The organism is Arthrobacter sp. SPG23 (assembly GCF_000876655.1).
GTDB lineage: Bacteria > Actinomycetota > Actinomycetes > Actinomycetales > Micrococcaceae > Arthrobacter.
In genome coordinates this window covers 1-25,967 of the sequence record NZ_JYCN01000019.1, presented here as the reverse complement: position 1 = coordinate 25,967, position 25,967 = coordinate 1, and the positions used below count along the sequence as shown (strand labels likewise).

The following is a 25,967-nucleotide window of genomic DNA, read 5'->3' as shown; positions in this document are numbered from 1 at the left end:
TGCCAGCATGCCATCTTGAAGGGCTGTCTTGGTACCCTAGATAGTCGAGTCCCGTTGTCGAGGCAGTTGGTCCAGGCCAACAACAGTCACGACTCTGGCGAGCCGCACCGGCCGCCAGCTGTAGATCCACTGAAAGAAGTGCACGGCGCGTGTTCAATTCACTCTCTGACCGGTTGACAGCAACCTTCAAGAATCTCCGCGGCAAGGGCCGCCTCACCGAGGCGGACGTTGACGCCACGGTCCGCGAGATCCGTCGGGCCCTCCTGGACGCTGACGTTGCCGTGCCCGTGGTCCGCGAGTTCACGGGCCGGGTGCGCGAGCGTGCCCTCGGCGCCGAGGTGTCCGGCGCACTGAACCCGAGCCAGCAGATCGTCAAGATCGTCAACGAGGAACTCGTCGAAATCCTGGGCGGCGAAACCCGGCGTATCCGCCTGGCCAAGACCGGCCCCACCATCATCATGCTCGCGGGCCTCCAGGGCGCCGGCAAGACCACCCTCGCCGGCAAGCTCTCCAAGTGGCTGAAGTCCCAGGGCCACAGCCCGATGCTGGTAGCCTGCGACCTCCAGCGGCCCAACGCCGTCACCCAGCTCCAGGTCGTCGGCCAGCGGGCCGGGGTGCCTGTCTTCGCCCCGCACCCCGGTGCCACCTCCACTGAACTGGACCACCCTGCCGGCGACCCCGTGGCAGTCGCCCGCGCCGGCGTCGAGGAAGCGCGCCAGAAACTTCACGACGTCGTCATCGTGGACACCGCCGGACGGCTCGGCGTGGATGCCGACATGATGGAGCAGGCGCGCCAGATCCGCCGGGCGATCGTCCCGAACGAAGTGCTCTTCGTTATCGACTCCATGATCGGTCAGGACGCCGTGAACACGGCGCTCGCCTTCGATGAGGGTGTCAACTTCACCGGCATCGTTCTCTCCAAGCTCGACGGCGACGCGCGCGGCGGTGCCGCCCTGTCCGTCGCGTCGGTCACCGGCAAGCCCGTCATGTTCGCCTCAACCGGTGAAGGCGTCGACGATTTTGAGCTGTTCCACCCGGACCGCATGGCGTCCCGCATCCTCGACATGGGTGACGTCCTCACCCTGATCGAACAGGCTGAAAAGTCCTGGGACAAGGACGAAGCAGCCCGAATGGCGAAGAAGTTCGCCGACCAGGAAGACTTCACCCTGGATGACTTCCTGGCCCAGATGCAGCAGATCCGCAACATGGGCTCCATGAAGAAGATGCTCATGATGATGCCGGGCGCGCAGAACATCCGCCAGCAGCTGGAGCAGTTCGACGAACGTGAAATCGACCGGGTGGAAGCGATCGTCCGCTCCATGACGCCGCATGAGCGTGTAGCCCCCAAGATCATTAACGGCTCGCGCCGCGCACGCATCGCCAAGGGTTCGGGCATGCACGTATCGGACGTCAACGGCCTGCTGGAGCGGTTCGCCCAGGCGCAAAAGATGATGAAGAAGATGGCTGCGGGCGGCGGAATGCCCGGCATGCCTGGAATGCCCGGTATGGGCGGCGGCGGAGCGGCCCGCAAGGGCGCCAAGAACGCGCCCAAGAAGAAGGCCAAGTCCGGCAATCCGGCCAAGGCCGCGCAGGAGTTGCGTGATGCCGAGGCCCGCCGCGCGAGCGCCGGCAAGGCGCTTCCCACCGGGGCCGCCTTCGGTCAGCAGGGCGCGGACTTCGATCCGTCGCAGCTGAACCTGCCCAAGGGCTTCGACAAGTTCCTCGGCGGGAGCAAGTAGTTCCAGGCGTAGCGGTTTTCCGCACGGTTACTTTGGCTGCAGGCAGGTTCAATGTCGCAGCCGAATTGTCCGGCCATTGCCATAGGGTTGGTGCATGTTTAAGCAGCGCGTAGTGTTCGTCCACGGTTCGGGGGCCTTCGGGTCTGCCGCCTGGCCCAAGCAACACGGCATGGCCTTGGCCTATGACGCACTGTTTTTGCGCCGCCACGGCTTTGACGTCTCAGCGGAACCGGTCGAATCGGACTTCCACGTCGACGCCGCCATTGTGCTGGGCGCCTTGGCGGACGAGGGCCGGGGCGCTGCCGGCGGTCATGTGGTGGCCCACGCCCAGGGCGCCATTGCGGCCATGATGGCGGCCGTGGAACGCCCGGACCTGGTGCACTCGCTCACCCTCGTGGAACCTGCCTGCCTCTCCCTGACGGCCGAACTGCCCGCGACTGCCGCGCACCGCGCACTGATGCAGCCGTTGTTTGATGTCCGGCACCAGCTCGGCGACGACGACTTCCAGCGGGAATTCGTCCGGCGGGCATTTTCCGTGCACAGTGATGGGCCGTCCACACCGGAAGCACTCAACGCCGCCCGCCGGCTTCGGCTGCAGGCGCCTCCGTGGGAAGCGCCGCTGCAGATCGTGCCGGGCGTCCCCACGCTCGTGCTCACCGGCGGCTGGGAGCCGCTCTACGAGGAGATCGCCGGCTACCTGCGCGAAACCGGTGCCCTGCACCGCGTTGCCGCGGGCGGACACCGGCCCCAGGACTCGGTGGAGGGTGACCGGCTTATCCGGTCATTCATCGCAGAAGTCAGCAGGCGTCAGCACTCACAGGCGTCGTAGCGGAACCGTCACCCGTCGCTGCATTGTTCCGGCCCGGACGCCCGGGGGCTGGAACCTGCAGTTCGGGAAGGTAGACCTTGCCGCCGGCTGCCAGGAATTCGTTGCTCTTTTCGCGCATGCCTGCCGCCATCTCGGCAAGCGCCGCCTGGGCCTCGGCTGAGCCGTATTCGTCCCGGATGTCCTGGCTGATGCGCATGGAGCAGAACTTGGGCCCGCACATCGAGCAGAAATGCGCAGTTTTGGCCGGTTCCGCGGGGAGCGTCTCGTCATGGAAGGCTTCGGCGGTGACCGGGTCCAGCGACAGGGCGAATTGGTCCCGCCAGCGGAATTCAAACCTGGCCTTGGACAGGGCGTCGTCACGTTCATGCGCGCCAGGGTGGCCCTTGGCGAGGTCGGCGGCGTGCGCGGCGATCTTGTAGGTGATCACACCGGTCTTAACATCGTCCTTGTTTGGCAGCCCCAGGTGTTCCTTGGGCGTGACGTAGCAGAGCATGGCCGTGCCGTAGCGGGCGATTTCCGTGGCGCCGATGGCGGAGGTGATGTGGTCGTAGCCCGGGGCTATGTCCGTGACCAGCGGCCCCAGCGTGTAAAAGGGTGCTCCCTTGCAGAGTTCCTGCTGGCGTTCCACGTTTTCGCGGACCAGGTGGAACGGCACATGGCCCGGTCCTTCCACCATCACCTGCACGTCGAACTCCCAGGCGCGCTGCGTCAGTTCGGCCAAGGTATCCAGCTCGGCGAACTGGGCGGCGTCGTTCGCGTCCGCTGTTGCACCGGGCCGCAAACCGTCGCCCAACGAGAACGCGACGTCGTACTTGGCGAAAATTTCGCACAGCTCGTCGAAGTGCGTGTATAGGAAGTTCTCCTGGTGGTGGGCAAGGCACCAGCCGGCCATAATGGAGCCGCCGCGGGAGACGATGCCGGTCACCCGGTTGGCGGTCAGCGGCACGTAGCGCAGGAGCACGCCGGCGTGGATGGTCATGTAGTCCACCCCCTGCTCGCACTGCTCGATCACGGTGTCACGGAAGATCTCCCACGTGAGCTTGTTGGCCTCACCGTTGACCTTCTCCAGGGCCTGGTAGATGGGAACGGTGCCAATCGGCACGGGGGAGTTGCGGATGATCCACTCACGGGTGGTGTGGATGTCATCCCCGGTGGACAGGTCCATCACGGTGTCGGCGCCCCACTGTGTTGCCCACTGCAGCTTGTCGACTTCCTCCGCGATGGAGCTCGTCACGGCCGAGTTGCCGATGTTCGCATTGATCTTCACCAGGAACGCCTTGCCGATGATCATCGGTTCCGACTCCGGGTGGTTGATGTTGTTGGGGATGATGGCGCGGCCGGCAGCCACTTCGCTCCGCACCAGCTCCACGTCGCAGTTTTCGCGGAGGGCCACGAACTGCATCTCCGGCGTCACCACGCCCTGCCGGGCGTAATGCATTTGCGTGACGGTCCTGCCCTCGACGGCGCGGCGGGGCACCGGCTGCGCGCCCTTCCACTCCGCGGAGGCGGCACCGCGGCGCACGGCAGACCTGCCGTCGTCGAGCAGGTTCCGTCCCCGGCCGCTGTACGGCTCGGTATCGGCCCTGGATTCAATCCACGGCGTCCTGAACGGTTCCAGCCCCACCACGGGGTCACTTCCGGGCCCGGCGGTCCGGTACACGCGGAACGGCGGGTTGGCTGCCCCGCCCGGCGAGTCCTCCAAGGCAATCTCGGTCACCGGCACCCGGATCCCCGTGCCGTCGTCAGTCACGAACGCCAGCGAGTGGGACTTCAGGGACTGCGCTTCGGCAGGGCCCGGGTTGCCGGCTGCGGACTCGTTTTGGGCAGGGGGCAGCTGTGCTTCTTGTGTATTCACGGAATACTCACTTCCTTCGCCGGCATTACCCGGACAGGTTCAACGGTCGCAGGCCGCGTCAGCCCGATCTCAGCCCTTGCAGGGGCACCCGTGTGGTCGTAGACGAAGCTACCACAGGGCCGGTTCGGGTCCATGTCACATGGCGGTCACATCAGCGCCGCCGGACGGCCGGTCTAGGCTTGGACCATGAACGGCATCATCGAATTCAGCGGGACCGTGCTCACCGCCCCGGACCAGGAACGCCACGGCCTCTGGGCAGTGGACGGCAAGCTGACATTCTCTCGGCCGGCCGCTCCGCCCGACGCGGTGCTGGACGGCTGGGTCCTGCCGGGCCTGGTGGATGCGCACTGCCACATCGGGCTTGGACCCGCGGGCGATGTTCCCGAGTCCCTCGCCGAAGAGCAGGCCGTCACGGACCGGAACGCCGGCACACTGCTCGTCCGCGATGCCGGCGCCGTCCACGACACACGCTGGCTCCAGCAGCGTCCGGAGCTGCCCCGGATCATCCGGGCCGGCCGCCACATAGCCAGGACGCAGCGCTACCTTCGGGGACTCGCCGTCGAAGTTGAGCCGGACGGCCTCGTCGAGGCCGTGCGGAAGCAGGCGCTGGCGGGCGACGGCTGGGTCAAGCTCGTAGGGGACTGGATCGACCGCGGAGCCGGCGATCTCGCGCCGTCGTTCCCTGCCGCAGTGGTGCGGGACGCTGTCCGCGCAGCCCATGATGAAGGCGCCAGGGTGACGGCGCACTGTTTCGCCGAGGACACGCTGGATGACATGCTCGACGCCGGCATCGACTGCATCGAACACGGAACCGGCCTGCTGCCGCGGCATATACCCCGCTTCGTGGAGCAGCGCGTACCCATCGTTCCCACGTTGATCAACATTGCGACGTTCCCGGACATCGCTGCCCGTGCGAATGCGAAGTTTCCGGTGTACGCAGCGCACATGCAGGCGCTCTGGGAGCGGCGGAACGAGAGAATTCTCGAAGCCTTCGAAGCCGGCGTGGCGATCTACGCCGGGACCGATGCCGGCAGCGTCATCAGCCACGGCAGGATCGTGGACGAGATCCATGCGCTCCACGCCGCCGGCCTGCCGGCTGCGTCAGCCCTGGACGCCGCGTCCTGGGCTGCGCGTGCGTGGCTGGGAGCGCCCGGCATCGCCGAAGGCGCCAGCGCCGACGTCGTACTGTGCGAACTGGACCCCATGGTCAACCCGGCAACACTGCGGGACCTCAAGCACATCGTTCTTCGGGGGCGGCAGCTCCGCTAGGAATAAATTGAAGCTTCAAGTAATTTACTCTATGTAAGCGTCGCCGGTCACCGGCGGCCACGTATCGGGAGTTTGGAGTTGCCATGACCACGGAATCCAGCAGCAAGGACCTGCTGCCCGCCGATCTCGCCATGGGCACGGTGATGCTCAAAGTGGGCGACATGAAGCTCATGACGGACTACTACCAGCGGGCGCTCGGGCTGGAGGCCGTGGCTGAGCAGGACGGCGGCGTGTACCTTGGCCGCCGGGGCACACCCTTGGTCCACTTGGCGCCGGCCCCCGGCCTCAACCTCCCGGCCCGCGGCGAGGCCGGGCTGTTCCACACGGCACTCCTCTTCGAGGACCGGCCGTCGCTCGCGGCCACGGTGGCCTCTGCCGCCCGGTATGAGCCGCGGCTGTTCACCGGAAGCGCAGACCACCTCGTCAGTGAGGCCTTCTACTTCAACGATCCCGAGGGGAACGGCATCGAGCTGTACTGGGACCGTCCCCGCAGCGACTGGTCCTGGGAGGGGACCACTGTGGTCATGGACAGCCTTGCCCTGCCGCCGCAGCGCTTCCTCCAGGACTACCTGAGCGAGGAGGCGGTGAGCGGGCAGCGCGAGGCCGCGGCCGGCGTCGGGCACGTCCACCTGCAAGTGGGTGATGTCCAGTCGGCGCACGACTTCTACGTGGGCACCCTCGGTTTCGAGAAGACTGCCGGATGGCACGGGCAGGCCCTGTTCGTATCGGCCGGCGGCTACCACCACCACATGGCCATGAACGTCTGGAACAGCAGGGGCGCCGGACCCCGCAAGGACACGCTGGGGCTGGGTGAAGTCCTGATCGAGGTGCCGGGAACGGACGCCGTCGGTGCCCTCGCCGACCGCTTGCGGGTTGCCGGAGTGGCCTCGCACCACACCGGAGCCGAATTGCAGTTCGAGGATCCGTGGCGCAACCGGATCCGCGTCGCCGTCCGCTGAAGCGGCGCTGACCTGCGCGTCCTTCTGGGTTAGGCTGAACCCGGAAGTCCGGGGCGGCTGCGAAGCTGGCCGCCGGACCATCACGCCGCCGATCGAATGAGGATCATTTCCATGGGTTATACCGAAATCTTTGTTTCCACCCACGATGGGGCACTTAAGCGCGCGGCGGCTCTCGACGGCGGGGGCCCTGCCGCTCCGGACGCGCTTCGGATTCCGGATATCAGCGATTTCGAGATCGAGCAGCTGGGAGATCTGGCCGGAGCGGCAGTGCACGCATCGGGCGCCGATTACGAGCTCGCCATGGTGGACGTAGCCAGCGATTCCCTCCTCGGAGTGCCGGCCGCCATGGTCCGGGCGCTCGCGGACCTCCTCAGCTACGAAACCGAAGGGGAGGGCGATGTCCTGGAGGACGTGGCCGCCCGGTGGGCGGCCGAAGAGGACATGCCTTTTGGTGCCGAAGAGGCCGTCGGCTATGTCCGGCGCCTCGCGAACATGGCCGGAAGCGTGGACCCGAACACCCGGACAGGCCTGTACGTCTGGTCGTCCTGAAGGGGGCCGGCGTGTGTCAAGTCGAAATCCCGGCGTCGATCTGGCACAATGAACAGGTACTTGATCTGCGTGGCCCCTCTCTCCGCGTCCGGATCTTGTCCTTTTAGAACCCCCTAGTACGGCCCGCCCCACGGGTGCAGAACGCCGGGCTCGACCCCGTTTCAGAAACAGGAGTGACCACAAAAGTGGCCGTAAAGATTCGCCTTAAGCGCTTTGGTAAGATGCGCGCACCGTACTACCGCATCGTTGTCATGGACGCACGCTCCAAGCGTGACGGCCGTGCGATCGAAGAGATCGGCAAGTACCACCCCACCGAAGAGCCCTCGTACATCGAGGTGGACACGGACCGTGCCCAGTACTGGCTCGGCGTCGGCGCACAGCCGTCCGAGCAGGTCGCCGCGATCCTCAAGATCACCGGTGACTGGCAGAAGTTCAAGGGTCTCCCGGGCCAGGAGGGCACCTTGAAGACCAAGGAGTCCAAGCCTGCCTTCGTTACCCCGGAAAAGGGTTCCGTGATCATCCCGGAAGCCATCACCAAGAAGGCCAAGAAGGACGAGGCAGCCGAAGCTTCCACCGAAGCTGAAGCAGAGACCACCGAGGCTGAGTAAATTGCTGGCAGAAGCGCTCGAACACCTTGTCCGCGGGATCGTTGACAGTCCCGAGGACGTCAAGGTCAGCGCCAAGAACAACCGCCGCGGGGACACCCTCGAGGTGCGAGTTCACCAGGACGACCTCGGACGGGTGATCGGTCGTCAGGGCCGCACGGCACGCGCACTGCGCACCGTCGTGGCGGCGCTGGCCGGCGGCGAACAGGTCAGGGTCGACGTCGTCGACACCGACCGCCGCCGGTAAACGCCCCGCACTATTTGTCTCAAGTCCGGCCCCTTCACCAGATTATGGTGGAGGGGCCGCACTGTTTTCAGCAGGAAACCGCCGCGGCGGGCCCGCAGCGGCACCCGCCGCAGGCAGCACCACAACAGATCAAACCCGAACAGAGGAACAGATGCAGCTTCAGGTGGCACGAATCGGCAAACCCCACGGCATCCGCGGCGAAGTGACCGTCCAGGTCCTGACCGACGCGCCGGAGGACCGTTTCATTCCGGGCACGCAATTCCTGGTTGAGCCCGCCTCGGTGGGGATGCTCACCGTGGACAGTGCCCGCTGGAACAAGGACATCCTGCTGCTGGGCTTTGAAGGCATCGACACCCGCAACCAGGCCGAAGCCCTGCGCGGCGCCAAACTCTTCATCGAGACCGAAGAGCTTGACGAGGACGACGACGAGGGCTGGTATGAACATGAGCTCGTCGGCCTCGACGTCCGCGTTGGCGACGCCGTCGTCGGCAAGGTTTCCGGACTCCGCACGCTGCCGGTCCAGGACCTCATCGTGGTGGAGGCGCCGGACGGCAGTGAGATCCTGATCCCCTTCGTCGAGGAGATCGTGCCTGAGGTCAACGTTGGCGGGAAGTACATCCTGGTCACCCCGCCGCCAGGCCTGTTCGAGATCAACGTTGACGAGTCAGACGATACGCCGGGTGCCGGCGACACGGAGCAGGGCGATGCCGAGCCGGGCAAGACCGAGGCCGGAGACAACACCTAAATGAGGATCGACGTCGTCAGCATCTTCCCGGAGTATCTCGCCCCCCTGGAGCTTTCCTTGATCGGGAAGGCCCGCCAGGACGGCATCCTGGAATTGAACGTGCATGATCTCCGGGATTTCACCACGGATAAACACCGGTCGGTGGACGACACTCCGTATGGCGGCGGGGCCGGCATGGTCATGAAAGCGGAACCGTGGGCGCAGGCGCTCGGGTCCGTCGCGGCAGCCCGGGAAGGTGACGCGGCCCGCAAGCCGGTGCTGATCGTGCCGTCGCCGGCGGGGGAGCGGTTCACCCAGGCGCTGGCACACGAGCTTGCCGGCGAGGACCAGCTGGTATTCGCCTGCGGCCGGTACGAGGGCATTGACGAGCGGGTCATCGAGTGGGCGGAAGAGCACTTCACGGTCCGGCCCATGAGCCTGGGGGACTACGTCCTCAATGGCGGCGAAGTGGCCGTGCTGGCCATGACGGAAGCGATCGTGCGGCTCCTGCCGGGTGTCGTGGGCAACCCGGAGTCGCTCGTTGAGGAATCACACTCGGACGGCCTGCTGGAATACCCCGTCTACACCAAGCCTTCCAGCTGGCGGGACCGCGACGTTCCGCCGGTATTGCTCAGCGGCAACCACGGCAAGATCGCCCAGTGGCGCCGCCACCAGCAATACCGCAGGACCGCTGACCGCCGACCCGACCTCCTCGCAGCGTTCGACGCCGGCAATCTTCCCCGTGCCGACCGCACCGCGCTCGGGGACCTGGGGTACGACGTCGTCGACGGCCGCCTGAGGCTCCGCCCGGAGATGGACGGGAACGGCGCACCGGCGGACGGCTGACCGCCCGCGGAACTGCCGCCGCCGTCACACGGCTCCGGATTCGCCGGAATCCGCCGGATGTGGCAAAATTAGTCCTTGTGCCTGCTGGGTGCGCACCTGCCACAGGGGGAGCGCCACCAACAGCCCGGCACCCCGGTCCCGTCAATCAGTGACGGAGCCGGATCAGAAAATTTTCGGCAGTGATTTCCGGGCCTGTTCCCGGGCTTGGCCGCCGTGACCCAAAGTGGATGACCTGTGGCGTTCACCAGGAGTGGATCAATGCATATCCTCGATACCGTAGATGCAGCCTCGCTGCGCACCGATGTTCCCCAGTTCCGCGCGGGTGACACCCTCAAGGTTCACGTGAACATCATCGAAGGCAAGAACTCCCGTGTCCAGGTATTCCAGGGCTTCGTCCTGGGCCGCCAGGGCGACGGCATCCGCGAAACCTTCACTGTCCGCAAGGTATCCTTCGGTGTCGGCGTAGAGCGTACCTTCCCGGTACACTCCCCGATCATCGACAAGATCGAGGTCGTCACCAAGGGTGACGTCCGCCGCGCCAAGCTTTACTACATGCGTGCACTGCGCGGTAAGGCCGCGAAGATCAAGGAAAAGCGCGACTTCAGCACCGCCAAGTAAGTCCCCGGACTTCCACGGCGGGTCCAAAATTCGGATCCGGCCCGCGCCGGAGCCTTCCGCAAGAGCGCCACAGGATACGGATTATGGACCAGTCAAAACGCCAGCCCAGGAAACCGGGCTGGCGTTTTGCATTGCCGGCACTGGCGCTTGCCGTCCTGATCAGCGGACTTGTCCGCGCCCTCTGGCTGGACGTCTACTACATACCTTCCGCCTCCATGGAGCCGCTCTTCGGCGCGGGGGACAGGATCCTGGTTTCCCGCACCGACTTCCAGGCCGAGCCTGTCCGGCGCGGCGACGTCGTGGTCTTCGACGGCCGCGGGACGTTCGCTCCGCTCAACAGCGGCAACGGCCCGCTCCAGGACGCCGCCGCGGCGGCGGGCCACTGGCTTGGCATCACGGGCAGTGATACAACCTACATAAAGCGGGTTATCGGGATGCCCGGGGATCATGTGGTCTGCTGCGATGACCAGCAGCGGCTCACAGTGAACGGTCAGGTGCTTGGGGAACCATACCTCTATGGCGGAGACGTTGCGAGCAAGCAGAAGTTCAGCGTGATAGTTCCCGCCGGACGGTTATGGTTGCTTGGAGACCACCGTTCCATGTCCGCCGACTCCCGAAGCCTGCTGGGCGCGCCGGGCGGCGGCATGGTGCCCCTGGACCGGGTGATCGGCAGGCCGGTCCAGATCATCTGGCCACTCGACAGATTTGCGGCCGTGCCCCGGCCCGCAGAAAAAAGCACGACGACGAAGGACGGACAGTAGATGCCCGAGACCGACCCCCGGACTCCTGATCCGTTCAAGCACGACGCCGGACGCGACCCGGCTGCACGCGACAAAGCAGGGACTGCCACGGACGGGGAAACCGCTCTTCCGTCCGGCGCGCCTGCTGGTCCGTCGGCAGAAGACGGCTTGCCCGCCGGAGCCGGGAGCAGGGCTGCCGGTTCGCACGGCGCGCATTCGAAGGCCGGCCCCTCAAAGCCTGCCAAAGAAGGCAAAGCCCACGGTCCGGTGTACCTCTGGGTCAAAGAGGTCCTCACGGTGGTGGCCATCGCCGTAGTGCTGTCCTTCCTGATCAAGACCTTCCTGTTCCGTGCGTTCTACATCCCGTCGGAGTCCATGGTCAACACGCTCGATGTGAACGACCGCATCTTCGTCAACCTGCTCGTTCCTGAACCTTTTGCCCTTGAGCGCGGGGACGTTGTGGTGTTCAAGGACACCAAGGGGTGGCTGGTGCCTTCACCCGAGAAGGCTGACGGCCCCTTCACCTGGGTCCAGGACGGCCTCACCTTCGTCGGCCTGCTCCCGGACAACTCCGAGCAGCACCTGGTCAAGCGCGCCATCGGCCTGCCGGGAGACCACGTAGTGTGCTGTGACGCCGGCGGCAAACTCACCATCAACGGCCAGCCTGTCGACGAAACGTACATCAACCCGGCCGAGGTGCCGGACATCCGCAACTTCGATGTGGTCGTTCCGGCCGGCAAGATCTGGGTCATGGGCGACAACCGCAATCACTCGGCTGACTCCCGTGCGCACCAGGAGGTCAACGGCGGGTTCGTCGACATGCCGGATATTGAGGGCAAGGCGGCCGTTATCGCATGGCCCCTGAACAGGATCACAGGACTGGGCAACTATCCCGATGTGTTCCGGAACGTTCCCGCACCGGCTGGAAAATAATGTCCCTCGCACCAACCCTCGACTATGAGCACCGCTTTCTGAGTTCCGGTGCACGTTTGCTGGCCGGCATTGACGAGGTCGGCAGGGGAGCCATCGCGGGGCCGGTCACGGTCGGAATTGCCGTCGTGGACCTGAGCCGTCCCGTGCTCCTTGACGACGTCCGGGACAGCAAGCTCCTTAAGGAGTCCGACCGTGAACGGCTGGAGCCCCTGGTGCGCAGCTGGAGCGTCGCATCGGCGGTGGGGCATGCGTCGGCCGGCGAGATCGACGCCATGGGCATCATCGCGGCCCTGCGCACCGCCGGGACCCGGGCCTGGCTCCAGATCCTGGCCGGCGGCGTCACCCCGGACGTGGTGCTTCTCGACGGCAGCCACAATTGGCTATCGCCCGAGGCGCAGCCCTCCCTGTTCGACGACGCACCGGCCGGTCCGGGCTGTGACGCCCCGGTCCATACGCTTGTCAAAGCGGACATGCAGTGCCTGAGTGTGGCTGCCGCCAGCATCCTGGCCAAGGTGGAGCGGGACCGGCTCATGCGGTCGCTGCACGAGGAGTACCCTTCTTTCGGCTGGAACGAAAACAAGGGCTATGGGACGGCCATCCATAAAGAAGCCCTCAAAGCCGCCGGACCGACGCCCTACCACCGGGTCAGCTGGCAGATTCTCTAAGCCCGGTTCCCTGCCCCTGGCCGCGGGGCCGCGCGGAATAGTGCAAGATGGAACCATGAGTGCCGAGGATCTTGAGAACTATGAAACCGACATGGAGCTGCAGCTCTACCGCGAATACCGTGACGTCGTCGGGCTGTTCAGCTACGTAGTCGAGACCGAACGGCGTTTCTACCTCGCCAACCACGTGGACCTTCAGGCGCGAAGCGCCGACGGCGAAGTCTATTTCGACCTCACCCTCCAGGACGCCTGGGTGTGGGACGTCTACCGCTCGGCCCGGTTCGTCAAGAGCGTCCGGGTGATCACGTTCAAGGACGTCAACGTGGAAGAGCTGCCCCGCAATGAGGAACTGGCCCTTCCCAAGGACGTTGATCTCGGCAACTGACGCGGCGGGCTGGCCCGGGCACCTGAGCTGCACACCTGAGCCGGCCACCCGACCACCGGATCAGCGGCCTGCACTACCTGTTTTTTGTCCGGGGTCTGGTATCCCTGCCGTCCTTGGCGGGAGACTACTGTAAGGGATTGATTCGTAGTTCTGTTCCGACGGCCACCGCGATGCGGAGGAGTCCCGCGTCGTGCAGACAAATACCGGCGGTGCTTGAGTCGAGCGCCGCGGACTCGTACTGGCACTGCCTACCCGGCTGAAATCAGAGAAGATCTCACCATGAAAATACTCTGCTGGTTCTTAGGGCACATCTGGAGCAGCCATGCCGGCTTCTACGATGAGCGGCCGCACCAGTCTGCCCATTGCATGCGCTGCGGAACCCGCGCCTAGCGCGTTCCGCCCGGGTCCGGCCGGCTTCGGCCCAGTGCCGCTCCAGGCACTGAAGTGCCTGACCTGATTCGTCTGCAGTGAACCGCGCGCGGTGGCCGCAAGGCCATTGCCAACCCCTCCTCCACAGCACCTGATTGCCAAGGTTTCCCACATAGCGGCTTCCGCCGGTATGCGTGCCTCCGCCCCTCCCGCAGGCTGGTGGCGGAGGTAACTATGAGAGCCAAAGACTTGCTTGGCCGGCGCGGTGAAGAACTCGCTGCCGGATATCTGGAATCAGAGGGCATGCGGATCGTCGACCGCAACTGGCGCTGTTCCGAGGGCGAAATCGACATCGTGGCACTGGACGGCGACGCGCTCGTCATCGCCGAAGTGAAAACACGCACATCCCTGGCCTACGGGCATCCTTTCGAAGCCGTGGGGATTGCCAAACTGGCCCGGCTGCACCGGCTCGCTTCGGCATGGTGCCGCGACCACGAACTCCGGATGCCCTTCCGCCGCGTAGACGTTATCGCCGTCCTTGATGACGGCGTCGGCCAACCGCGCGTCGAACACCTCAAAGGGGTGGGGTAGATGGCGCTGGGCAGGACGTATTCCGTGGCGCTTGTGGGCCTCAACGGGTACATCGTGGAAGTCGAAGCTGACATTGGCCAGACCCTGCCTGCCTTCGTCATTCTTGGCTTGCCGGACGCCTCGCTGAACGAGGCAAAGGAACGGATCCGGTCCGCCGCGCAGAACTCGGGCATCCCGTTGAGCCGGCGCAAGATCACCGCCAACCTGATACCCGCGTCGCTGCCAAAACGGGGCTCCGGTTTCGACCTGGCCATCACCATGGCCGTCCTCCGCGCCGCAAATGACATCCACTCAACAGAACGGACAGTGTTTATCGCTGAACTGGGCCTTGACGGCAGGCTCAGGCCGGTCCGCGGCATCCTGCCGGCCGTGATGGCAGCCGTGCAGGCAGGGTATCCGGATGTGGTGGTGGCGCAGGCGAACGCGGCGGAGGCTGAGCTCGTGCCCGGCGCCCGGGTCCGCGGCTACAGGACGCTGGCCCGTTTGGCATGTGACTTCGGGGCTGATCCGCTTGAGCTTGCACTGGACTTTGAGCCCGAGGACGAAGAGTCCTCCTGTGACGCCGCCACCGGAGACCTCGCGGCACCTGATATGTGCGATGTCTCGGGCCAGGGGGACGCCAGGAGGGCATTGGAAGTTGCGGCCGCGGGTGCCCACCATCTACTCCTGTCCGGTCCGCCCGGGGCCGGGAAGACCATGCTCGCCGAGCGCCTCCCTGGCCTGCTGCCGGATCTGGCTGACACCGAGGCCATGGAGGTGACTGCCATCCACTCCTTATGTGCACTGCCGTCCGCCTCAGTGCAACTCCTGCGTCGGCCGCCGTTTGAAAATCCGCACCATAGCGCCACGGCCGCCGCCATCATCGGCGGCGGATCAGGGTTGCCGCGGCCGGGCGCCGCCTCAAGGGCCCACCGTGGCGTGCTGTTCCTTGACGAAGCTCCGGAATACGAACGGCGGGTCCTTGATGCGCTCAGGCAACCATTGGAGAGTGGCGAACTGGTGATACATCGCTCTGCCGGCACCGCTGCCTATCCGGCACGATTCCAACTCGTGCTGGCTGCCAACCCCTGCCCCTGCGGAAAGGCGTCGGGGAAGGGGCTCGACTGCACCTGCACTCCGATGATGCGCCGCCGGTACCTGGCCCGGATGTCCGGACCCCTGCTGGACCGGGTGGACATCCAATTGCAGGTGGAACGGGTGTCGCTTGCCGATTTCGGGCGGACAGGAGCGGAAGAAGACACCCCCACGGTCGCCGCACGGGTCCGGGATGCCCGGATACGGCAGCTGGAGCGACTCCGCCCCCTGGGACTGGAAACCAACTCCCAGGTGCCCGGCCGTGTCCTTCGCGGGGCACTGCGCCTCGCGCCGCCCACCACGCGGATCCTGGACCACTCCCTGGAACGCGGCGTGCTTACTGCCCGCGGATACGACCGCGTGCTGCGCCTAGCGTGGACGTTGGCGGACCTGGCGCGCCGTGACACCCCGGACCTCGACGATATCGGGCAGGCGCTGGGACTCCGGCAAGCGGCCTCGGCTGCGGCCTGAAAGGAAAACGATGATTGACCATGAACGCATAGCCCGGGCTGCCCTGTCCCGTCTTATGGAGCCGCAGGACGCCGTCGGCCTGGCTCTCGTGAGGGTTGCCGGGGCAGTGGACGCCCTCCGGATCGCCACCGGACAACTGGTCCCGGGTCCCCGGCTGGAACAGGATGTCACGGCCTTGCTGGCGGAGAACGGCACGGCGAGCTGGCCTGGAATGAGCGCGTCGCTGAAGCGCTGGGCCCCGCGGATCCCGGACCTCGCTCCGGAGCGGGATCTCGCCACCATGCACCGGCTGGGCGGCCGCATGATCATGCCGTCCGATCCACTATGGCCCGCGCAGTTGGCTGACCTTGACCTTCATGAACCCATCTGCCTCTGGTGGCGCGGAATGGAACAACCCCTGCCGGCTGCGGCGAAGTCCATTGCCCTGGTGGGTTCCCGCGACAGCACAAGCTATGGCGCTGCCGTAACCGGCGACCTCGCCTATGCGTTGGCCCAGCGGGGATTCACCGTCGTCTCGGGCGGGGCTTACGGGATCGACGCGCACGCCCACCGGGCTGCCCTGGCCGGCGCCGGTGGCACCATGCCCACCATCGCCGTCATGGCCGGGGGAGTGGACCGCTTCTATCCGTCCGGCAACGAAGACCTGCTCAGGACCGTCTCGAACCAGGGCGCCGTCCTGGCTGAGGTGCCGCCCGGTTCAGCCCCTACCCGCTACCGGTTCCTGCAGCGGAACCGCCTCATCGCAGCGTTGTCCTCGGTCACGGTGGTGGTCGAGGCCCGGTGGCGCTCCGGTGCCTTGAACACGGCCCATCATGCTGAAACCCTCGGCAGGGCCGTCGGTGCCGTTCCCGGGTCCGTGCACAGCGCCAATTCCGCCGGGTGCCACCGGCTGATTCGCGAAGGGGGAGCCGTGTGCGTTACAGACGCCGGGGAAATCGCGGAGCTTGCCTCACCCAGCGGCGAATCGTTGGCCGAACCGGCTTCGGAACAGCGCGCTGACTATGATGGCCTCACGTTGGAGGACCTCATCCTGCTCGATGCGCTGCCGCTGCGATCCACCAGTTCAGTCGAAAAGCTGACGTCCGTGGCGGGACTGAGCGCTGATGCGGTCCGGGCGGGTCTTGGCAGGCTGGGGTTGCTGGGGCTCGCCGAATCCGAACGTGGCGGCTGGAAACGGTCCCGGAAGGCGGGCTGAACGCCGGCTGCCTGCGTTGTGGCCTGCAGGTTCCCTCCCGCCCCCTGCGCCACCGGGTGCGGGGTTCAACGAACCGGACCCCCTTGCTGCGTGGTTCCTTGATTGGCGCCCGAACAATGGGAAAGTTGGAGCGTGGATACTCCTGACCTCCCGCCGGCCCTGGCCGATGCCGCCCACGGCTTCCGCCGTTACCTCGAAGGTGAACGTGCCAGGTCGCCCCACACCGTGCGCGCTTACCTGTCCGACGTCCAGAGCCTGCTTACCAGGGCGGCGGCTGACGGCGCCACCGACCTCGACGGGATCGAACTGTCCACGTTGCGGAGCTGGCTCGGCGCGCAGAGCGAGGCGGGCATGTCCCGGTCCACGCTGGCCCGGCGGGCAGCGACCGCCAGGTCCTTCACCGCCTGGGCTGTGCGGGAGGAGCTCCTTGGAGCGGATCCGGCGCTGCGTTTGAAGGCGCCCAAGCGTGAAAGGACCTTGCCGGGCGTCCTGCACCAGCAACAGGTCGTGCGCGTCGTGGACCGGCTGAAGGCGGCGACTCAAGGCGGCGGCCCCCTCGCCCTCCGGGACCGCGCCATGGTGGAGTTGCTTTACGCCACCGGTGTCCGGGTCGGGGAGCTGGCAGGCATGGACGTGGACGACCTCGATCCTGACCGGCGAACACTCAGGGTAGTCGGCAAGGGCAACAAGGAGCGCACGGTTCCATACGGGCTGCCGGCAGCGGTCGCCGTCGACGACTGGCTGCGCCGCGGACGCCCTGCGTTGGCAGTGGACGGGAGCGGTCCGGCACTCTTCCTCGGGGCCAGGGGCCGGAGGGTGGACCAGCGGCAGGTCCGCACGGTGGTGAAAGACGTGCTGGACGCGCTGGGAGACACCGCTGCCACCGGACCCCACGCCCTCCGGCACTCCGCCGCCACCCATTTGCTGGACGGCGGAGCCGACCTCAGGGCCGTGCAGGAAATCCTGGGCCACAGCAGCCTGGCGACCACACAGATTTACACCCACGTCTCGGTGGACCGGTTGCGGCAAAGCTACCAGCAGGCACATCCGCGCGCCTGATCGTTTCCAGCAGCCTCCGCCCGCCCCTTCGTGGCGCTCGGCATGGCCAGCCGGCCTGACGGCAGGATTTCTTGGTGGCCCACGGCGCGCCGAATTGCACTGGCGTAATTAGGCGGGGTACGGCACAATAAGAGTCACGCCCGGCAACTTTCAAGTCAGGCTTGAAGCTCGCCCTCAAGCAGTTTCAAGCGTCGCCGGGCACTAATTTCATAGCCTTGCAGGGACCACCGGCAGCACGCGGACCCGGCGCGGCAGACACACATCCAGGCAGAGGTCGTTGGGGAAGACGTACCTACAGCTATGGAGGATGGAATGTCTGTTGCAATGACCCGCGGTGTCTTGTTCGTTCACTCGGCCCCGACCGCCCTGTGCCCCCACGTTGAGTGGGCCATCGGGTCAGTCGTGGACAAGCGGACGGACCTTGAGTGGACTGCTCAGCCTGCTGCGCCCGGAATGTTCCGTTCGGAACTTTCCTGGACCGGCAGCCCGGGCACCGGTGCACTTCTGGCGTCCGCCCTGCGTGGCTGGGCGCACCTGCGGTATGAGGTCACCGAAGAGCCGAGCCAGGGCGTGGACGGCGGCCGGTGGTCGCACACGCCGGAACTGGGCATTTTCCATGCCGTCACCGATGTGCATGGGAACATCATGGTCTCTGAGGACCGCATCCGCTATGCCTACGAGTCCGGCGCCGGCGACCCGTCCGCCGTCTACCATGAGTTGTCCCTTGCCCTCGGCGAGGCCTGGGACGAAGAGCTGGAGCCGTTCCGGCACGCTGCCGAGGGAGCGCCCGTACGCTGGCTGCACCAGGTGGGCTGACAGGCCTCCGTAAGCGGGCCCTAAGAACCGGGCCGCTTAGCAATATCCTCCATAACGCATGAGGCCCCTGCCTGACGGCAGGGGCCTCATGCTGTGCAATCGCGGACGCTAGATGCTGCGGACTGCAATGACGGCGTTGTGGCCGCCGAAGCCGAACGAGTTGCTCAGCGCCACGATATTGCCCGACGGCAGGTCGCGGGCCGTCTTCGTGACGACGTCCAGAGGAATCTCCGGATCCTGGTTTTCCAGGTTGATGGTCACCGGAGCCTTGCGGTCGTACACGGCGAGAACCGTCAGCACGGCCTCCACGGCGCCCGAAGCACCCAGCAGGTGGCCCATCTGGGACTTCGTCGCCGAGACCGCTACGTTGTCCACGTGCGTTCCCAGGGCGGCGCGAAGGGCTGTGTATTCGGGCTTGTCACCAACCGGTGTGGACGTCGCGTGCGCGTTGACGTGCACCACTTCTTCCGCCTGGATACGGCCGTCGAACATGGCCGCCTTCAGGGCACGGGTAGCGCCCAGGCCCTGGGGGTCCGGTGCGGTGATGTGGTAGGCGTCTGCCGTCACGGATGTTCCGGCGAGTTCGCCGTAGATCCGGGCTCCACGGGCCAGCGCGTGTTCTTCTGCCTCGATGACCAGGGCGCCGGCGCCTTCGCCCATGACGAAGCCGTCGCGGCCCGTATCGTAGGGGCGGGAGGCGTGCTCGGGATCGTCATTGCGGCGGGAGAGCGCCTGCATTGAGGCAAACGCTGCGATGGGCATCGGGTGGATCGCCGCTTCGGCGCCACCGCAGACTACGACGTCGGCCTTGCCGGAACGGATCAGGTCCAGTCCGAGGTGCAGGGCCTCAGTTCCGGAGGCACAGGCGGAAACCGGGGTGTGGGCACCGGCGCGGGCGCCAAGGTCCAGGCTTACTGCTGCGGCCACGCCGTTGGGCATCAGCATGGGGACGGTCATGGGCAGGACGCGACGCGGGCCCTTTTCGCGCAGGGTGTCCCAGGCGTCCAGCAGGGTCCAAACGCCGCCGATGCCCGTTGCGAAGGCCACAGCCAGGCGGTCGTGGTCGACTTCCGTGATGCCGGAGTCAGCCCAGGCTTCGCGTGCGGCGACGACGCCGAACTGCGTGGACGGGTCCATCCGCTTTGCTTCCACGCGGCTCAGGACATCCAGGGCGGGGGTGGAGGCGCGGGCTGCGAAGTGAACGGGCAGTTCATATTTCGCTACCCAGTCGTCCTCGAGCGTGCGCGCGCCGGAGACGCCCTTCAGCGCGTTATTCCACATTGTGGGGACATCGCCGCCAATGGGCGTGGTGGCACCCAGACCGGTAATGACTACTTTGCGTGCCATGGGATCACTCTCTATCGGTGCGCATGCCGTGTCCGGGGAGATGCCTGGCCGGGGATGCGTGGGGAAAACTTGAGGTCATTCAGCGGCGCCCGGTCCGGAAGGCTTGGTCAGCATCCCGGACCGGTCACCAGTGCAGGCCGTTGCCGGCAGGAGCCAGGACTAGGCCTGTGCGTTCGCGATGAAGCTGACGGCGTCACCGACGGTCTTAAGGTTCTTGACCTCTTCGTCCGGGATGCGTACGCCGAACTTTTCTTCAGCGTTGACCACGATGGTCATCATGGAGATGGAGTCGATGTCCAGGTCCTCGGTGAAGGACTTGTCCAGCTCGACTGCTTCGGTGGCGAGGCCGGTCTCTTCGTTGACGATTTCAGCCAGGCCGGCCAGGATCTCTTCGTTGCTAGCCATTGATGGCTCCTTTTCTTGTTGTTGCCGGCAGGTGCTGCCGGAAATGATTCAAGCCGCGGTTACGGCTTGGTTCGCGAATCCGTACTGTTCAGGACGTATTCAGTTGTGGGTAAGGGTTCGGCTACGGGAGCACGATCACCTGGGCACCGAACACCAGGCCTGCGCCGAATCCGATCTGCAGGGCGAGTCCGCCGCTGAGTTCGGGATTTTCCTGCAGCAGGCGGTGGGTGGCCAGCGGAATTGAGGCTGCCGAGGTGTTTCCGGCTTCAGCAATGTCCCGGGCCACCTTGACGGTCTCGGGAAGCTTGAGCTTCTTGACCATCTCGTCGATGATGCGCATGTTGGCCTGGTGGGGGATGAACGCGGCAAGGTCATCCGCGGTGATGCCGGCGGCGTCAAGAGCCTGCTGGGCCACCTTGGCCATCTCCCAGACAGCCCAGCGGAATACGGTCTGGCCGTCCTGGCGCAGGGTGGGCCAGATTGCGGCGTCGGTTACCTCGGCCTCCTCAGCGCTCAGCGCGCCGGACTTGTTCGCGGCAAGAGCCAGTTCGCGAACATCGAGGAGCGAGTGTGTCATGCCGATGGCATCCCACTTGCTGCCATCCGAACCCCAGACCGACGGGCCGATGCCGGGCGTGTCAGAGGGGCCGATCACCACGGCGCCGGCGCCGTCGCCCAGCAGGAAGGAAATGGTGCGTTCGGTGTTGTCGATGACGTCGGACAGCTTTTCGGCGCCCACCACCAGCACATACTCAGCCGCTCCGGAACGGACCAGGGCGTCCGCCTGGGCGATGCCGTAGCAATAGCCGGCACACGCAGCGGAGATGTCGAATGCGGGGGCGGGCGTGGCCCCGATACGGTCTGCCAGGCTCGCAGCAGCGGACGGCGTCGCGTATGGGTGGGTGACAGTGGAGACGATGACGGCGCCCAGCTGGTTGGCCTCGATGCCGGCTTTCGCCAGTGCTTCACGGGCCGCGCCTTCGGCCATGTCAATGACACTGACGTCCGCGGGTGCGCGGTGACGTGTCACGATGCCGGTGCGCTGACGGATCCATTCATCGGAGGAATCGATCCACTGGCATACATCTTCGTTCGTGACAATGACGCTGGGGCGGTACGCGCCGAGTCCGAGGATGCGGGTGTGTTCCCGCAGCGGTGCCTGCTTGAGTGCGGGAGCGCTCATGCCTGTCCCTCCAGTTCTGCGAATAGTGCAAGGGCTGCGGAGAGGTCGTCGGGGGTCTTGACGGCGACCGTCTTCACCCCGGGCATTCCCCGCTTGGCGAGTCCGGCCAGGGTTCCGGCCGGCGCAAGTTCAATGACTCCGGTGACGCCGCGTTGCACCAGCGTGTCCATGCAGAGGTCCCAGCGGACGGGGCGGGAAACCTGGGCGATGAGGCTGCTGACTGCTGCGTCGCCGTCGGTCACTTCCTTGCCGTCAAAGTTGGACAGGAGCGGCACCTGCGGGTTCCGGGGCTTGAGCGACGGCCTCAGCGCCTCCAGGGCGGAAACGGCCGGGGACATGTGCGAGGTGTGGAAGGCTCCGGCCACCTTCAGCGGGATCACGCGGGCCTTCGCCGGGGGGTTCTCCGCCAGGGCCTTGAGCTGCTCGAACGTTCCTGCGGCGACGGTCTGGCCGGCACCGTTGACGTTGGCAGGCGTTGCGCCGGAGGCCTCAATGGCTGCCAGGACCTCTGCCGGGTCCCCGCCAACCACGGCGCTCATGCCTGTGGGCGTGACGGCGGCTGCGGCAGCCATGCTGTTGGCGCGCTCCCGCACGAAGGTCATGGCCTCGTTCTCGGTGAGGACGCCCGCAAGCGCCGCTGCCGTGATCTCGCCGACAGAATGTCCGGCGAGGATGACGGGAAGGGTGCTGAGTTCGACGTCGAACAGCGACTTCGCGGCGACCAGGCCGGCCGCCACGATCAGCGGCTGTGCCACCGCCGTGTCCTTGATGGTTTCCTCATCCGACGTGGTGCCGTGTGCGGTGAGGTCGATGCCTGCTATTTCACTGAGGGAGGCCAAATGGCCTGCGACGGGAGGCAGTTCCAGCCAAGGGGCCAGAAAACCGGGGGTCTGGGAGCCCTGTCCAGGGCAGACGATTGCAAGCACGTATCCAGCTTTCCAAATTACTGCGTGATTCTCGGTGTATTCATGCACCAAGCTCACTGGGTCAGTTTGTAGGAAGTCTACAACGGTTCAGCTGCCGTTCCGGGACGGCTGGCGTTCCGCAGGCGCCTTGGGCGGCACGGAAAGCCGACCCACCACGAGTGCCGCCTGGAGCACGAACGCCTCCCGGGGAAGGAGCGGATCCCAGCCGGTGACGTCACAAACGCGCTTGAGCCGGTAGCGGACGGTGTTGGCGTGCACAAAGAGTTCACGGGCCGTGGCTTCCAGGGAGTGGCCCAGTTCCAGGTATGTGCCCAGGGTCTCCACCAGCCCGTTGGACGCGGCGATCAGTGGCCGGTAGATGTTCTTGATGAGCGACCGGCGCGCGGCATCATCCCCGGAAATGACCCGCTCCGGCAGCAGGTCGTCAGCGGCCACCGGGCGCGGGGCCGAGGGCCAGGCGCGTGCAGCCGTCAGCCCCGCGAAGGCCGACTGGGCCGAACTGCTGGCTTCCAGTAGCGAACCCGCTTCCGGTCCGTAGACAACCGGGCCGGGGGCAAAGAGTTCGCTGAGTTTCAGGTAGGCGCTCTCCCGGTCCTGGACGCCTCCGAGGATGAGGATGAGACGATCGCCCTGGATCCCCACCAAGGCGTCTTCGGCGAACCGTCCGGCCGTCCGGCGCAGCTCGCTGACGTAACTGGCGCTGGGTTCCGACGGCGAATTGCCCACCATCACGGTAAAACGCTCCTGCGCTTTCCAGCCGAGGGCGGCGATGCGGGAGCGCAAGGCATCGGTGTTCTCGCCGCGCAGGATCGCGTCCACAATCAGGGCCTCCAGCCGGGTGTCCCAGGAACCCCGGGACTCGGCGGCCCGGGCGTAGACATCGGCGGCGGCAAAGGCGACTTCCCGCGAATAGCGGAGCACGGCTTCACGGAGTGCGGGCTGGTCCGCCTCCGGCGCGATCACGGGCACCTGGTCCTCCACCACCTCCACCACGATCCTGATCAGCTGGAGGGCCTTCTGCAGGCTGATGGAGCGGGTCAGTTCAGTGGGGGCGGTCCCGAAGACGTCGGTGAGGATCCACGACGGCGAGCTGGGCCGCTCGTACCAGGTCACAAAAGCGGCGATGCCGTTCTGGGCCACCATCCCGAGGGCGGACCGCTCATCGGAACTGAGCCGGCTGTACCAGGGCAGCGATTTTTCCAGCTCGCGCATGGTGGTGGTGGACAGCTGCCCCACGCTCGCCCGGAGTTTCTTCAGCGTCTGGGCTTTTTCCGGCGTCAGGGCGCGCGAGGCCGGCTTGCGCTTTGCGGTGGTGGGGATTGGCTCTGCCATGCATCGAGCATACGGTGCGCGCAGGCCAAGCTCCATTTGTGCAAAGGCTACAACTCGATTTGCGCTGCGTCACAGCGCCGGCCAGGTCCGCGCAACGCAGGGCAGGAACGACGACGGCGGCCCCCACCTTGGGTGGGGACCGCCGTCGTCAATTTCCCTGGCTAGGGGTGGAACGTCAGGATTCGCCCCCGGCGTTTCCGGTGGACCCTGCGTTCACGTTGTGAAGGCGGTACTTCTCAATCGCCTGGGCCGGAGCCTGGGCGTCCACTTCGCTGCGGCGTGCGAGCATCTCCAGCGAACGGACCACGATGGAGTGGATGTCGTTCTTGAAGAAGCGGCGTGCCGCTGCGCGGGTGTCGGAGAAGCCGAAGCCGTCCGCGCCGAGCGAGGCGAACTCGTTCGGCAGGAACTGGCGGATCTGGTCCGGGACAGCCTTCATGTAGTCAGTGACAGCCACGATGGGTCCGGTGGCCCCTTCGAGCTGGGCCGTGACGAACGGTACGCGCGCCGGCTGGCCGGGGTTGAGGAATGCCTCTTCCTCGGCTGCCATGGCGTCGCGGCGGAGTTCGTTCCAGGACGTGACGGACCAGACGTCCGCGGAGACACCCCAGTCCTCGGCCAGGATCCGCTGGGCTTCCAGAGCCCACGGCACCGAAACGCCCGACGCCAGGATCTGCGTGCGGGGGCCGTCAATCTTGGCCGGTGCCAGCAGGTAGATGCCCTTGACCACGCCTTCAACGTCCAGCTCTTCCGGCTCGGCCGGCTGGGTGATGGGTTCGTTGTAGACGGTGATGTAGTACATCAGGTTCCGGTCAGTGGAGGCTGGCCCGTACATCCGCTCGATGCCGTCGCGGATGATGTGGCCCATTTCGTAGCCGTAGGCGGGGTCGTAGGTGACGACGGCCGGGTTGGTGGCGGCGAGGATGGGGGAGTGGCCGTCAGCGTGCTGCAGGCCTTCGCCGGTCAGGGTGGTGCGTCCGGCGGTGGCGCCGATGATGAAGCCGCGGGTCATTTGGTCCGCGGCGGCCCAGAAGGCGTCGCCGGTGCGTTGGAAGCCGAACATGGAGTAGAAGACGTAGACCGGGATCAGCGGGACGCCGTGGGTTGCGTAGGCGGTGCCGGCGGCGGTGAACGCTGCGACGGCGCCGGCTTCGTTGATGCCGGGGTGGATCAGTTGGCCCTGGGCGGATTCCTTGTAGGCCAGGACCAGGTCCCGGTCCACGGAGAGGTAGTTCTGTCCCTTGGGGTTGTAGATCTTGGCCGTCGGGAAGAATGCGTCCATACCGAACGTGCGTGCCTCATCGGGGATGATCGGCGCGATGTGCTTGCCGAACTCCTTGTCCCGCATGAGGTCCTTGAGCAGGCGGACGAATGCCATGGTGGTGGCTGCCTGCTGCTTGCCCGAACCTCGCTTGGCCACCTCGTAGGACTTCGCGTCCGGAAGCGTGATGGCGGCATGCTTGCTGCGGCGCTCCGGAACGGAACCGCCCAGAGCGGCACGGCGCTCCATCATGTACGCGATTTCCGGTGCATCGTTGCCGGGGTGGAAGTACGGCGGCTGGTAGGGGTCGCCCTCGAGCTGCTCATCCGTGATGGGGATGCGCAGGTGGTCCCTGAACGACTTGAGGTCGTCGAGGGTGAGTTTTTTCATCTGGTGGGTGGCGTTGCGGCCTTCGAAGTGCGGGCCGAGGCCGTAGCCCTTGACCGTTTTGGCCAGGATGACGGTGGGTTTGCCCTTGAATTCGGTGGCTGCCTTGTACGCGGCGTAGACCTTGCGGTAGTCGTGGCCGCCGCGTTTGAGGTTCCAGATCTGGTCATCGCTCAGGTCCGCGACCATGTCCTTGGTCTGCGGGGTCTTCCCGAAGAAGTGTTCACGGACGAACCCGCCGGATTCGGCCTTGTAGGTCTGGTAGTCCCCGTCCGGGGTTTCGTTCATGATCTTCACCAGCGACCCGTCGGCGTCCTTGGCCAGGAGGGCATCCCATTCCCGGCCCCAGACGACCTTGATGACGTTCCAGCCCGCGCCGCGGAAGAACGCTTCGAGTTCCTGCATGATCTTGCCGTTGCCGCGCACCGGCCCGTCCAGGCGCTGGAGGTTGCAGTTGATCACGAAGTTCAGGTTGTCCAGGTTCTCGTTCGCGGCGAGCTGGAGCAGGCCGCGGGACTCGGGCTCGTCCATTTCCCCGTCGCCCAGGAACGCCCAGACCTGCTGGTCGGAGGTGTCTTTCAGGCCGCGGTT

At 66.0% G+C, this 25,967-nt stretch carries 26 protein-coding genes and 1 riboswitch; of the genes, 19 read left to right on the top strand and 7 right to left on the bottom strand.

Features of this window, described 5'->3' with window-relative positions:
• Positions 1 to 149 precede the first annotated feature (149 nt).
• Positions 150 to 1,739 (top strand): signal recognition particle protein, encoded by a 1,590-nt coding sequence (ffh, locus tag TV39_RS12905; protein ID WP_043482358.1) that lies wholly within the window; start codon positions 150 to 152, stop codon positions 1,737 to 1,739.
• Positions 1,740 to 1,833: 94 nt separating this feature from the next.
• On the top strand, positions 1,834 to 2,568 hold the full coding sequence (locus TV39_RS12900; RefSeq protein WP_043482356.1) for an alpha/beta fold hydrolase: 735 nt from the start codon (positions 1,834 to 1,836) through the stop codon (positions 2,566 to 2,568).
• Here the strand turns inward: TV39_RS12900 and thiC are convergent.
• Positions 2,537 to 4,423, bottom strand: a complete 1,887-nt coding sequence (thiC, locus tag TV39_RS12895) for a phosphomethylpyrimidine synthase ThiC (RefSeq protein ID WP_043482353.1) — start codon at positions 4,421 to 4,423, stop codon at positions 2,537 to 2,539. The genes TV39_RS12900 and thiC overlap by 32 nt on opposite strands.
• A riboswitch (TPP riboswitch) is annotated at positions 4,418 to 4,525 on the bottom strand. (Overlaps the previous gene by 6 nt.)
• Positions 4,526 to 4,609: 84 nt before the next feature.
• Between thiC and TV39_RS12890 the strand changes: the two genes are divergently transcribed.
• From TV39_RS12890 to TV39_RS12810, 17 genes are all read left to right on the top strand, one after another.
• Positions 4,610 to 5,692 (top strand): amidohydrolase family protein, encoded by a 1,083-nt coding sequence (locus TV39_RS12890; protein ID WP_043482351.1) that lies wholly within the window; start codon positions 4,610 to 4,612, stop codon positions 5,690 to 5,692.
• An 83-nt stretch (positions 5,693 to 5,775) separates the two neighbouring features.
• Positions 5,776 to 6,651, top strand: coding sequence for a VOC family protein (locus TV39_RS12885; RefSeq protein WP_043482349.1), 876 nt, complete (start codon positions 5,776 to 5,778; stop codon positions 6,649 to 6,651).
• A 111-nt stretch (positions 6,652 to 6,762) separates the two neighbouring features.
• Positions 6,763 to 7,200 carry a hypothetical protein gene (locus TV39_RS12880; protein ID WP_200891016.1) on the top strand — a complete coding sequence of 146 codons (438 nt, stop codon included), beginning with the start codon at positions 6,763 to 6,765 and terminating at the stop codon, positions 7,198 to 7,200.
• Positions 7,201 to 7,385: 185 nt separating this feature from the next.
• Positions 7,386 to 7,808, top strand: coding sequence for a 30S ribosomal protein S16 (gene rpsP / locus TV39_RS12875; protein WP_043482430.1), 423 nt, complete (start codon positions 7,386 to 7,388; stop codon positions 7,806 to 7,808).
• Between the two features lies 1 nt (position 7,809).
• Positions 7,810 to 8,052: an RNA-binding protein gene (locus TV39_RS12870; protein WP_011692324.1), complete on the top strand. Its 243-nt coding sequence runs from the start codon at positions 7,810 to 7,812 to the stop codon at positions 8,050 to 8,052.
• Positions 8,053 to 8,203: 151 nt separating this feature from the next.
• Positions 8,204 to 8,797, top strand: a complete 594-nt coding sequence (gene rimM, locus TV39_RS12865; RefSeq protein WP_043482345.1) for a ribosome maturation factor RimM — start codon at positions 8,204 to 8,206, stop codon at positions 8,795 to 8,797.
• Complete coding sequence (gene trmD, locus TV39_RS12860; protein ID WP_043482342.1) at positions 8,798 to 9,622, top strand: tRNA (guanosine(37)-N1)-methyltransferase TrmD; 825 nt, start codon at positions 8,798 to 8,800, stop codon at positions 9,620 to 9,622. It abuts the gene before it with no gap.
• 258 nt (positions 9,623 to 9,880) lie between these two features.
• Positions 9,881 to 10,240 (top strand): 50S ribosomal protein L19, encoded by a 360-nt coding sequence (gene rplS / locus TV39_RS12855; protein WP_011692321.1) that lies wholly within the window; start codon positions 9,881 to 9,883, stop codon positions 10,238 to 10,240.
• A gap of 83 nt (positions 10,241 to 10,323) precedes the next feature.
• Entirely contained in the window at positions 10,324 to 11,001 is a 678-nt protein-coding gene (lepB, locus tag TV39_RS12850) for a signal peptidase I (protein ID WP_043482340.1), read from the top strand.
• Positions 11,002 to 11,913 carry a signal peptidase I gene (lepB, locus tag TV39_RS12845; RefSeq protein ID WP_043482338.1) on the top strand — a complete coding sequence of 304 codons (912 nt, stop codon included), beginning with the start codon at positions 11,002 to 11,004 and terminating at the stop codon, positions 11,911 to 11,913.
• Positions 11,913 to 12,578 (top strand): ribonuclease HII, encoded by a 666-nt coding sequence (locus tag TV39_RS12840; RefSeq protein WP_043482335.1) that lies wholly within the window; start codon positions 11,913 to 11,915, stop codon positions 12,576 to 12,578. Before lepB (TV39_RS12845) ends, TV39_RS12840 begins: the two co-directional genes overlap by 1 nt.
• Before the next feature lie 55 nt (positions 12,579 to 12,633).
• On the top strand, positions 12,634 to 12,960 hold the full coding sequence (locus TV39_RS12835; protein WP_003806068.1) for a DUF2469 domain-containing protein: 327 nt from the start codon (positions 12,634 to 12,636) through the stop codon (positions 12,958 to 12,960).
• 603 nt (positions 12,961 to 13,563) lie between these two features.
• Positions 13,564 to 13,920, top strand: coding sequence for a YraN family protein (locus TV39_RS12830; protein ID WP_043482333.1), 357 nt, complete (start codon positions 13,564 to 13,566; stop codon positions 13,918 to 13,920).
• Entirely contained in the window at positions 13,921 to 15,465 is a 1,545-nt protein-coding gene (locus TV39_RS12825; RefSeq protein ID WP_043482331.1) for a YifB family Mg chelatase-like AAA ATPase, read from the top strand. It begins immediately after the preceding gene.
• Positions 15,466 to 15,475: 10 nt separating this feature from the next.
• Positions 15,476 to 16,660: a DNA-processing protein DprA gene (dprA, locus tag TV39_RS12820; RefSeq protein ID WP_043482329.1), complete on the top strand. Its 1,185-nt coding sequence runs from the start codon at positions 15,476 to 15,478 to the stop codon at positions 16,658 to 16,660.
• 132 nt (positions 16,661 to 16,792) lie between these two features.
• The gene (locus TV39_RS12815; protein WP_043482328.1) at positions 16,793 to 17,719 is read left to right on the top strand and encodes a tyrosine recombinase XerC; all 927 of its coding nucleotides are present in this window, start codon (positions 16,793 to 16,795) and stop codon (positions 17,717 to 17,719) included.
• A gap of 312 nt (positions 17,720 to 18,031) precedes the next feature.
• A complete protein-coding gene (locus TV39_RS12810) occupies positions 18,032 to 18,535 on the top strand; it encodes a DUF3145 domain-containing protein (RefSeq protein WP_011692312.1) in 504 nt (167 codons plus the stop codon).
• Positions 18,536 to 18,643: 108 nt separating this feature from the next.
• On the opposite strand, the gene fabF is transcribed toward TV39_RS12810, so the two are convergent.
• The 6 genes from fabF to aceE all read right to left on the bottom strand — a co-directional run.
• Positions 18,644 to 19,882 carry a beta-ketoacyl-ACP synthase II gene (gene fabF / locus TV39_RS12805; RefSeq protein ID WP_043482326.1) on the bottom strand — a complete coding sequence of 413 codons (1,239 nt, stop codon included), beginning with the start codon at positions 19,880 to 19,882 and terminating at the stop codon, positions 18,644 to 18,646.
• Between the two features lie 159 nt (positions 19,883 to 20,041).
• Positions 20,042 to 20,287 (bottom strand): acyl carrier protein, encoded by a 246-nt coding sequence (locus TV39_RS12800; RefSeq protein WP_011692310.1) that lies wholly within the window; start codon positions 20,285 to 20,287, stop codon positions 20,042 to 20,044.
• Between the two features lie 121 nt (positions 20,288 to 20,408).
• Positions 20,409 to 21,470, bottom strand: a complete 1,062-nt coding sequence (locus TV39_RS12795; RefSeq protein ID WP_043482324.1) for a beta-ketoacyl-ACP synthase III — start codon at positions 21,468 to 21,470, stop codon at positions 20,409 to 20,411.
• Entirely contained in the window at positions 21,467 to 22,396 is a 930-nt protein-coding gene (locus TV39_RS12790) for an ACP S-malonyltransferase (RefSeq protein ID WP_043482322.1), read from the bottom strand. Before TV39_RS12790 ends, TV39_RS12795 begins: the two co-directional genes overlap by 4 nt.
• A gap of 87 nt (positions 22,397 to 22,483) precedes the next feature.
• Positions 22,484 to 23,728 carry a PucR family transcriptional regulator gene (locus tag TV39_RS12785; protein WP_043482321.1) on the bottom strand — a complete coding sequence of 415 codons (1,245 nt, stop codon included), beginning with the start codon at positions 23,726 to 23,728 and terminating at the stop codon, positions 22,484 to 22,486.
• A gap of 175 nt (positions 23,729 to 23,903) precedes the next feature.
• On the bottom strand, positions 23,904 to 25,967 hold a 2,064-nt coding region (gene aceE / locus TV39_RS12780), incomplete at its 5' end, for a pyruvate dehydrogenase (acetyl-transferring), homodimeric type (protein ID WP_043482318.1).